This is a genomic window from Dietzia sp. UCD-THP, assembly GCF_000349585.1.
GTDB classification, from domain to species: domain Bacteria; phylum Actinomycetota; class Actinomycetes; order Mycobacteriales; family Mycobacteriaceae; genus Dietzia; species Dietzia natronolimnaea_A.
On the sequence record NZ_AOSR01000086.1, the window covers coordinates 1 to 10,346 of the forward strand.

Genomic DNA, 10,346 nt, shown 5'->3' on the forward strand with positions numbered 1-10,346 from the left:
TTGTTCAGCAGTCTCCTAGGGACAGTGCAACGAGGGCGTCTATCTCGACCTGCGCCTGTCGGCGTTCCTCGGCCCTGCGCAGCGGCACCTCGGGTGTCCACTCGGAGCCGGTGACTTCCTCCCAGAGGGGGGCGTAGGCGGAAGTGAGGCACACCAGGCGGAGTGCTCGCGTTCGCGCGTGGTCCAACGAAGGGCCCGGAATGCCTATAGGTAAGTGCAGCGCCACAGACGGATATATTGTGGAAGCGCCAGACGCGCGGACCAAAAAGTCTGTGAGGAAGCACGTCATTGAGGCCAGTAAATTGGATAATTTCGAATAATCTTCGCCTGAAGCCGCAACGACCGCATTTACATGTGTGGCACCTGGCGGGCAGAGATTAGGGTAGAGAGTGCGGAATCCTGTGGTGGCCGCCATGGCACGCCAGATAACTCGGAATCGGCGGTGAGAAGGGGTGACAGAACTGCCCGGTAGGACAAATTTAGGATAGGCCTCATCGAAGTTTTGGTCTTTTCGACTGGGCCGATAGGCCGTGGCTGGGATGAAGTCTGGTGGCATGGCCTCGAGGTCGATGTCCGACCAGTCCTGGTTGTGTTTCAGCGTGGGATTTGGCTGCTTAGCGAACGGATTCGCCACGCCGAAGTGTGGGCCTTGGAGGATGACGTCCTCCCAGGACGCTGGCACCGTCCATTCAGTATCGAAATAACCCTTCTTACGGTCGGTCGTTTCGTTCCAACCTTGCGAGTATTGCAGGTTTAGTTCCTTGACGCGGGGCGCAGCCGCGAGTTTTCGCAGAACGCCCTCAGCTTCCCGAGTCACTGAGTACACCATTCGCGTGTCCAGGGCGGGAGTATCAGCGTCTTCGAGAATCGATTTCCAGAGTTCAAGAGTGGAGTCGTCAACGTGGGTGATTCGGTCACGGTGCGGGCGACGATCCCAGTTGTAGTCGTCATCTTTAATGCCCGGGATGGGACCGTTTCCATCGTGGCGAAGCGATTCAGCAGCTGTGGTCGGGTGGAACATGCCCACAGCGTTGGCGAAGCGTGGCGAAGCTTCGCGGAGGCCGTAAATGTGGACGCCATACCTAACGTGGTCATCGATGTCGAAGAGCATCAGAGCATTGATGAACTGGAAATGTCGGCGGAGACGAAGGTAGCTTTCGCGACGAAGAGGAGCGGCCCTCTTTTCGGTGAAGTGTGATTCGGGGTGCAGGAGCGTCACGATTCCCGAGTTACGCGAGGAGCGCCATGTCCGTTGCATAAAGGCTCGGTAGAGGTCTGGCTTCTGGTTCGCGAGCAGTGGGTACTGGACCATGTCATGCAGAAATGCTGCTGTGACGAGTGTGTCAGACAAACCGTCGGCAAGAATATCCACGGCCCAAGGGCGCTGAACCGTCAACTCACGACGAGTAGCCTTCGCCGCCTGAGTCGGCTTGTGCGCCAATATCCACCACGGATCGACTTCTCCAAGAAGAGCTTCGATATCGGATTGCGGTCGCACCCACGGTGGGTTCCCCACTTGCACATCGAAGCCGCCCAGCGCGAAGACGGGGGCGAAGTCCAGCTCCCAGTGGAAAAAACCCTGGTCATGAGCGACGAGCTCGCAGACTGCGAGCCACGGGTGATTTGCCAACACGGACTCCACCGGCTTCTCGCCGGCGAAGACCCGATCGAAATCCTCGGCTTGGTCGATCTGCTCCCAGGTAAGGTCAGAGCCTAAAACGATCTGTCCCTCGCCGGGTGCGCGGCGGCTGCGGCCCTTCGGAGTGTCCGAATAGGCGCGGCCGAGCAGGGCCTCGAGGCCGTCGAGCCATTCATCCAACGAGGGCGGCGCAACTTTCTGCCCGTGGACGGCCACCTTGTTCTCGGTGAGAGGCCAGAACCACAGAGCACACCACGCATCCATCACTAGACGCAGGCGACGGAACGCGCCGTCGCGGTTGGAGAATGCTTTTTCGATTTCGGCGCGCGGGACCGGATTGATCGGTGCGGTGATCTCGGTGCCGTAGATGTCGATTGCGCGGCGTACCTGATCCTCGGCAATGCGCATACGTACGAGCGAGAACTGCCACAGCCGTTCCACCCGCTCGGCCAGATCCGTCAGCCGCTGCACCTGAGTCTTGGTGGGCTTGGCGGCGATCTGTTTGCGCCAGGTCTTGAGTTCCTTTTGCGCCTCGCCGACGTACGGCGTCAGGTCCTTGGCGTCCGCTGCGGCTCCCCAGCCCGCGGCGGGAAGCAGGAAGTGGTGGATGCGGCCGCGGACGCTCGGGTCGAATCCGGACTCGTCATCCACCGCGGCCGCGAGTGCGCTCAGCGGGGCGTCCTGGGGCTCGGCGGTGAGCCACTGCTTCTTTTCGACCTGGGTGGGGGAGTACGTGGCTCGGCGGGCGCCGATTAGTGAGTTGCCGCGGCGTAGGTGCAGGCCGAACCAGGGGGCCTGTAGGCCTGGGGTCATGGTGTCCAGCCACAGGGCGATTTCGGCGAGCTCGACGGCGGTGGCGTTGAGGTCCACCCCGTACGCGCGGTGCAGCGCAAGATAAGCTTTCACCTTCTGCAGCTCCGCGGTGCGCTTGTCGGGGTCGATCTCGTCGCCGAGCTCCTGTTGGCGGCGCTCGAGATACAGCTCCGCCAACTGGCGTACCGCCTCGACGGCGAACGCCCCGGAGCCCATGGCCGGCTCACAGATCGAGAGGGTGAGGATGTCTTCGGCGCGGTCGATCCGGCCGGTGGCGTCGAGTTCTTCGATGGCCTGTCCGACAACGAATTCGCTGAGCACCTGGGGGGTGTAGAACGAGGCCGAGCGTTCGCGGTCGCGGGAGGATTGGCGGAACACGAACGACCCGCGCGGGTGGCGCACCCACTCGTCCTCGCCGGTGATCGGATTGCGGCGTACCACGCGGTCGGCGGCGGCGACCTCGAGCGAGTCGTCGTGGCCCACGACCCAGGAGCCCTTGGAGTCATCACCCCCACGGGCGACTTCCCACAGATCCTCGGAGGCAATGAACCCGGTGTAGGACATCAGGCCCTCGTACACTTGGCCGAGTTCGGTCACGCCGAGGGTGGCGTAGGAAATGAAGCCACGATCCTTGCCCGGCTGCTCCGGTGTGAGAAGCAGGTTGGCCAGCACCCGGTACAGGGCGATATTGGACAGCCGCACCTGGTCGATCAGCGACGTCGCCGCAGGGGAGAACAAGTCCGCGGACAGTTCGTTGAACTCCAACCCCGGGGCCGCGCCCGGCTCATCTGCCGGGTGATGTCCTCGGTCGACGAGGCGGAATAGCAGTGCCAGCGACTCGTACAGGTAGGTGCCCTGCTCCTCACGCGGCGTGGTCGGCGGGGAGAGGATCTGGTCCCGCAGGCGGGTGAGGCCGTAGCCGTCGTCGTACTCGGTCGATCCCACCGGCAGAACCTGCAACTCCGGCGAGGCCTCGGCGAACAACAGGAACAGGATGCGGTACATGTACCGCAGTGACTGGCGAGCCAGCAGCTGGCCGTCCACCTCGTCCACACCCAAGCCCTGGGCGCGGCGGCGGTCCAGCACGTCATTGGCGATGATTTCGATGGACTCGCGCACCGCACCACGCAGCGATTCGGAGACCTTGACCGAATGCTGGCGAGAATCCTCCAGCGTCTCGCTCCACCACACCGTGCCGTCGGCGCGGCGCTCGGCCGACTCGCGGCACGTCGCCGCCACGATCCGTTCGATCTCCCCACCGGAGCGGGTGTCGCCGCGCTCCAGGGCCAGGAGCAGGTCCACGGCCAGGAACCGGCCCAGCGGCCACGACTCACGCTCGGCCAGCAGGAACCAGCGGCCGGCAAACACCACGGCGAACGCCGGCGGGGCATCAGAGACGAACACCTCGCCCAACACCTTGCCCACACTCGCCCCGGTGGGTTTGGCATCCACCGACACCTCACCCAACACACGAGCCGAGCGCAGATCCTCCACCGTGTCCACCGGGGCGGCCTCGAACAACACCACCCCGTCCCCAGCCCACGCCTGCGCCTGCCAGGTCGACTCACCACGCGTCCACGAAAAATCGCCAGGAGCGCCATAGCCCAGGGCCTGCCGCAACTCGGCCCGCTCCTCTCCCGACGCCGGACGCGCCTGCTCATCACCGCCGAGCTGCGAGAGCGACACCAACAGCGACTGCCTCGCCGTGGTCAACCGTTTGAGCGGAGAAATAGCCCCCTCGCCAGCATCCTGCTTCCAGCCCTTGACCAACCCGCGGACCCTCGCCAGGTAAGACTGCTTGGTCTCATCAGTGGTCAGGTAGTGCTCACTGATCCATTCCTCGACATTGACAATCGCACTGTCGGCGGCCATATCAGTTGTTCTCCTGCGTGGTGCTCGATGCGGAGGTGTCCGCGATGGGGTGATCGGTGGGGACGACGACGAGGAGGGGCCTCACCAGTCGCTGCTCGGGCCGAAGTTGCTCGGCGAGCTCGGCCTCCTCCCGCACTCGCCGCGACAGATTCTTAAGCCGGGCGCTGCTGATGAGCTCATCGGCCTGCGTTTCCCACTCGTGGGAACGTTCCCGCCACGCCGTGACGCGGCGGTCGGCCTCAGTGGTGGCCTGCTCAAAGACCGTGTCCAGGCTTCCTGCGGTGGCCTTGACCGCCTGCGGGATGAGCCGGGACAGCTCCTCGGCGTCGGCGACCGGACCAGGGTTGGTGGCGCCCGTCGTCAGCCCGATCTCGCGGAGCCAGGCGTACGGGTCCTCGATGGTCTCGGCCGTGGCCAGATCCGGCACCGGGAACTCCACGGTGGAGAACGCGCGAGTGACCACCTGGCCACGCCGGTTCATCAAGGTGCCCATCACCAGTACCGTGGGGTCAGCCACATCTCCGCGGACGGCGGGCACCTCCTGCCGCGCCATCGACGCCAGCGCCCGATCCGCCGCCCAGTCCGACACCGGATGCAGCGGCCCCAGGAAGTGGGCGATCGGCCACGTGGTCTCCGACGAGCCCTCGCGGGCCTCGTTCAGCGACTCCGTGCCACGCGCCTTGGAGGTGGCCAGCACCAGCTCCTCGTGCACCCGGCGTGCCCGCACGTAATCCTCCGGCAGCAGATCCAGCCGGCGAGCCAAGTCCATCGTCGGTTCCAGCTGCGCCGTGTCGTTGGCATTGCGGCGCCAGGACACCCCGCCTTTGCCGATCGAGAACTGAGGCCCGCCGGCGAACGCCTCCGTGAGAGCGTCCTCGAGGTACTCGACCTCCGAGCCGTACACGCTGTAGCGCGCCTCATCCGCCGGCGCTCCGGAAGGGGGCTGCTCGTCCGGCCCGGCCATTGACAACTGCTCGAGGAAGGCCGCGATGTCGTCGTCGTCGACACCCCCCTCGTCTCCCACCTCGGACGCCCACTCCAGGACCTCCTCGGGGCGACGCACCGCGTCGTCGAACTGCTTACTGCCCGCCAGCACCTGGCGGATCGTGTCCTCCTCGCGGGCCTCCGAGTGCTGGCCCATCAACGAGGCCACATCCCCCAGCTGGGAGTGCGCCTCGTACTCGCGCTCCATCAGCCGGGTGAGCACCTGCAGGTCGCCGGGGGCGGCGTCCTCGGGCGGATCCAGCAGCAGCGTGGTGATCACCGGGGACGTGCGCTGCCCGTACCGGTCCACACGGCCGTTGCGCTGCTGGATGCGGATCAGCGACCACGGGATGTCGTAGTGCACCAGGTGGTGGCACTGCGTGTGCAGGTTGACGCCCTCCGAGGCGACGTCGCCGGTCACCAGAATCCGCAGCGGACTCGACTTGCGCTTGAAGCCGTCCACCAGGTCCATCTGCTCCTGATCGGACAGGCCGCCGTGCATCACCGCTACTGCGCCCGACTTGAGCTTGAGATCGGAGGCCAGATTCTCGGACAGCCAATGCAGCGTGGCCACCCGCTCGGAGAAGATCACCACGCGCTGCTCGCTACGCGGGCCGATGCCGATCTCCTTTAGGTAGCTCAGCAGCCGCTGGTACTTGGCGCTGTGGGCGGGCGTGACCTGGTCGACCAACTCCGTCAGGCGGTCCAGTGCCGCCCGCTCGACGGGGCCAGATGCGTTCTTGTGCCGGTTGGTCACGGACTCTGCCAGCGCGGCGGGGGAGGACAGGTACGCCTTGGCCAACGTCCACGGGAACAGCCGGTTGTCGCCCGAGGGGGGCTGGACGCCGGGGCCGGTCCAGGTGTCGCGGAGTTCGCGGGCCAGCGAGGTCTCCTGCGGGGACGCCGGGACCAGGATGTTGTTCGGCTCGGCCCGCACGGCCCACTTCGAGCCCACTTCTCCGTCGACCTCCGGGCTGTGCCGGTGGCGGCGGATGATCAACGGCGCCAGGTCGCGCGGGTTGATGGCGCCGTCCGGGCCCACGGCAGTGGGGTCGAGCAGCCGGATCAATTCTGCGAAGCTCTCCGACCGGCCGTTGTGCGGGGTGGCCGACGCGAGAAGCAGTGCCTCGGTGGTGGGCGCCAGCAGGCGGGCGAGCTCGTTGTTCTGCGTGGCCGAGTTGGTGGCGTTGTGCACCTCGTCGATCACCACGGCATCCCAGCGGACACGCTCGAGCTGGGCCCGGTACTTGGCCGACTTGAGGGTGTCGATCGAGACGATCACGCGGGGGAAGAACGTGAACGGGTTCCTCGTGGCCGGCAGCGTGCGGCGCACCTTCTGGATGCCGACCGAGTCCAGACGCACCAGGGGTATCGCGAAGCGGGTCCACAGCTCCTGCTGCATCTGCTCCAGCACGTGGCGGGGAGTGACCACCAGGATGCGCTCGCCTCGACCGCGGCGGATGAGCTCGGACAAGATCATCCCGATCTCCAGCGTCTTGCCCAGGCCCACCGCGTCCGCGATGAGCAGACGGGGGCGCAGCATCTTGTTGGACAGCGCCTTGCGCACAGCACTGAGCTGGTAGTCGAGATGATCGGCGAGCATTTGGGTCGACACCACCAGCGACTCGTCGTACAGCGGAACCGGGGTGCGGCGCAGCGTCGACTCCAGCCACAGGCGAGAACGTCGGTAACCGGGGGAGGGGTCGGCCACCACCGTGGACTCACTCGGGTCGAGGGGCTTCACCTCGTCCAGATCCGTGTAGAAGGACGCCGTGGTGTCGCGGACATACGGGCTCACGCCTCGCACCTTGAGGAGGTAGGCGCTGCCCCCGGAGGAGGGTGAGGAGGCGGCGCGCTCCACCGCGGTGACGAGCCACTCCTCGTCACGGACTTCCACCGTCACTCCCGGGGCGAAGGGGATCTGACCTGCATCAGTGTTCTGGATGGTGGAGGTGCTGCTCACAGGGCGATGTCCTTCGTCTTGATCCTCAGGTAAGGAACCCCTGAGGTTAGCGGTGCTCACGGGATTGTGCAGCCAAAGCTGGACACATGTCAGGAACGGGGGACCAGCCTCGCGCAGCGCTGTGCGAGGCAGTGCCGAGAACTGGAACCTGAGCGACAGGTCGAGGTGCACGGTGCCCGTGAAGAGCCGCCGCTGTGTGCCAGTAAGTCCGTCGGTGATTGCTGATCTTCACGATCGGCTACCACCGGTGAACGGCGTCCAATCGATCCGTAAGTCTGGATAGAAAGCCTCGAGGGCTTGCGCCAGAGTGAACTCCAGTATGCCGAGGGGCTGGCTTAACTGAGGATGCGTGACCCGCCACAGCTCGGGGCAAGCACAGAGACCGTTCAGCCATTTCCTCAACTTGAAGGTGTGGGTGACGGTGCCTGCGTGAGCGAGAGCATGCGGAAGCACCCCTTCCACCTCGTCCCCGAAGTTGTCGAAGTAGTACGCATCCGCAATCCTGCGATCACGGCCCCTGATGTGGACGTCGACAACGAGATAGGAGTCTTCTGGGGACAGGCTGAACAACGCTGATTCCACTTCTCGAAGGATCTCGTCTGCTCGCCACTTATCGGTACCTATCGCGGCCGCGGAAACATTGACTTGCGCGAGTGTTCGATGCACGTTCAGTCGGTCTTCCGTTCTAGAGCTGAAGGCCGTGACGGCATTTTCTGCAATAGCCGAAAAAGGTCGAACCCCGTGTTTTCTTCCGAGATCGATTTCGAGCGTAGAGGGAACGAAAGGATGTAGCTCCGAGAAGGTGTATTGGCTCAAGTTCCGGTACGCGGTAGCGGCTTACAGTACCACTTCTGTGCGGGTTTCCGGCGAGCAGGCGGTGACCGGGGAGCGGCCGCTGACTGGCACGAGGTCGGGGACCGCATTCCACCGGGGGAAAGCCAGATCCCATGTTTGATGAAGAACGACGCTTCGCTTCTTCTGCACGGTCGCTGCTCACTCCTTCGTGGTGCTGCACGTCGGGCCAGGGAGATTGTTGGTCCACTGCGCTAGTAGGCGAAGGCCGAGTTGATAGCTGGTCTGGAAGAACCACTGAACTGTCGTGTGAAAACTGGCTAGGTGATCCAGTCAGTTGTCGATCTATTCAACGGCTTTGAATCCGAGCCCGTTGTCGTTGGCGAAGGTCATCAGGCGACCGATCACTTCGCGAGTCTGATTGAGTTGGACAAGTTGTGGCGATTTGGGATCGCTGAATTCGCACAGCTTATTCATATGTCCTGAAATGATGGCATCTGCCGTAGTCAGCATTGACCACAGGTTCGGATCCGGCTGTTCGCCAGCCAGCTTGAGTGCATGCGACGAAGCGACCTGGATCGCGAGAGTCGCGGGATCGCTCACCGCCGGACCGCCCGCGCCCTTGAGAGTCCCTGCCGCAGTGGTGACCATGGCGCCGGTCGACGCGAGACCACTCAGTAGGGCGAGTCCGCCCACCATGCCGCCCGGTCCAAATGCGGCGAGGCCGCTCGTGATCGCTGCGGCGCCGGCTGCGGTCCCCATGGCGGCGATACCGATCGGCCCGGCTGCGATGAGCGCGAGTCCGGCGGCTGCGATCGCTAGGCGACCTGCGGGAAAACCGCCGTTCTCCGTCAGGACTTTCTGGACGTCGGTCACCGCGTCGCGGACTTTACGGCCGATCCCGGAGGTGAACCCGAGGTCGACGAAGAAGTCCTCGATGGCGTTGACCTGAGCGCTTCCGATCTCGATTTCGTAGGGCTGGATGACATTGGAGAACGACAGCGGAACCACATGGCGGATCGCCTCATCGAGCGCAAAATGCTGCGGAGGGCGGGGGACCTTGCCCCGGACTAACACCTCGACCTCGGCGGGGAGGTCAGAGCCCTCGGGTAGTCGTTGCCGGACAGCATCAACAAACTCATCGCCGAGAACCTTCAGGGTGTCCTCGTACCGCGTCGCCACGTCCTTCTTCCCGATCTTTGATGCCACCCGGAATCCGTACGACAATGTGAGAAGCGCGCCGCTTTCCACATCATTGATCCGGAGAGCCAGTTCCGTCCCTCTCGCGGGGACATCGACCGGCGGATTGAGAGCATCCGCCACAAGCATCCCAACCGCGCGGTGCGCGAGATACTGCTCTGCATTATGCGCAATTTTGTTGCTCGGTGACGGTGTGATCTTGATCCGGAAATCCTGGGCCCCCGGGAAAACCGAGGCGAGCCCGCGTCCGGCTGTCACAAAGTCGGCTGGGGCGAAAAAGTTGGTCCAGTCGTCGACTCGGGCATATGGGAACCGCTTGAGAATGCGCTCGTGCTTGTCGTGAATGATCTGGACCGAACCCGGACTGCCAATTGTGATGAAGCGGGAAACGTGCAAGCCTTCGGGTAAGTGGTCGAGTAGATCGATAGCGATGATGCTGCCGAGACTGTGCCCGATCAGTACGATCTCGCCAGTGTCTGGAAGGGACTTGAGAATCTGCGTGAGCACCGCAGCTCTGAGTCCCTCGGATTTCATGTAGTTGTGCACCTGCTTGAGCTGGGCGGAATGGACCCCGGCCTTCTGGATCGGAGCCACCACGGCGTCAGGAAGCCGGCGAAGTCCGAAGCCGGTCGCGAATCCAGATTTTTCCAAAAGGCGCTCGATCCGCGCCTGACGGCGGACGAATGCTCGGCGATCGAGACGGTCATCCTTAACTTTGTAGGTGATGGGTGGGTGCTTGTACTTCGAGACGATCGCGTTAAGGAGAACTGAATAGTCGGGGGAGATCACCGCCGAAGCATCGAGCTCGGCAGCGCCAGCTGAGGCCAACCCACGGTTGAGCCCTGCCAGCCAGTGCAGCTCCTCGTCGCCGTTGCCGACTCCGTGCAGGAAGACAATCTTCTTGGGCAAAGCGGAGTCCGTTCTCGTGTTTCTGGCTGGGATCAGAGGTGGTCGACATGTCGTGATGTGTCGAGCACCCATTAAATTACTCTAGCGAGTGGCTCGGACATGCCCTCTCGCGCATGGGTAGCGCTAGATGTTCTGCCCACGCAGGTTGGGTACGCGGTCGGCGGGTGAGGCGCC

Annotated in this window: 4 protein-coding genes; all 4 read right to left on the minus strand. The window is 63.9% G+C overall.

Annotated features, from left to right (window positions below; all coding sequences use genetic code 11):
• Positions 1 to 4: 4 nt before the first annotated feature.
• Positions 5 to 4,324, minus strand: a complete 4,320-nt coding sequence (locus tag H483_RS27020; RefSeq protein WP_017836418.1) for a class I SAM-dependent DNA methyltransferase — start codon at positions 4,322 to 4,324, stop codon at positions 5 to 7.
• 1 nt (position 4,325) lies between these two features.
• Positions 4,326 to 7,271, minus strand: coding sequence for a DEAD/DEAH box helicase (locus H483_RS40450; protein WP_017836419.1), 2,946 nt, complete (start codon positions 7,269 to 7,271; stop codon positions 4,326 to 4,328).
• Between the two features lie 228 nt (positions 7,272 to 7,499).
• On the minus strand, positions 7,500 to 8,087 hold the full coding sequence (locus H483_RS39140) for a hypothetical protein (protein ID WP_152427908.1): 588 nt from the start codon (positions 8,085 to 8,087) through the stop codon (positions 7,500 to 7,502).
• A 321-nt stretch (positions 8,088 to 8,408) separates the two neighbouring features.
• The gene (locus tag H483_RS27035; RefSeq protein ID WP_017836421.1) at positions 8,409 to 10,172 is read right to left on the minus strand and encodes a hypothetical protein; all 1,764 of its coding nucleotides are present in this window, start codon (positions 10,170 to 10,172) and stop codon (positions 8,409 to 8,411) included.
• Positions 10,173 to 10,346: the final 174 nt, after the last annotated feature.

What these genes read in the sequence shown, in the direction of transcription:
- H483_RS27020 (WP_017836418.1), bottom strand. Translation starts at nt 4,324, where the DNA reads ATGGCCGCCGACAGTGCGATTGTCAATGTCGAGGAATGGATCAGTGAG.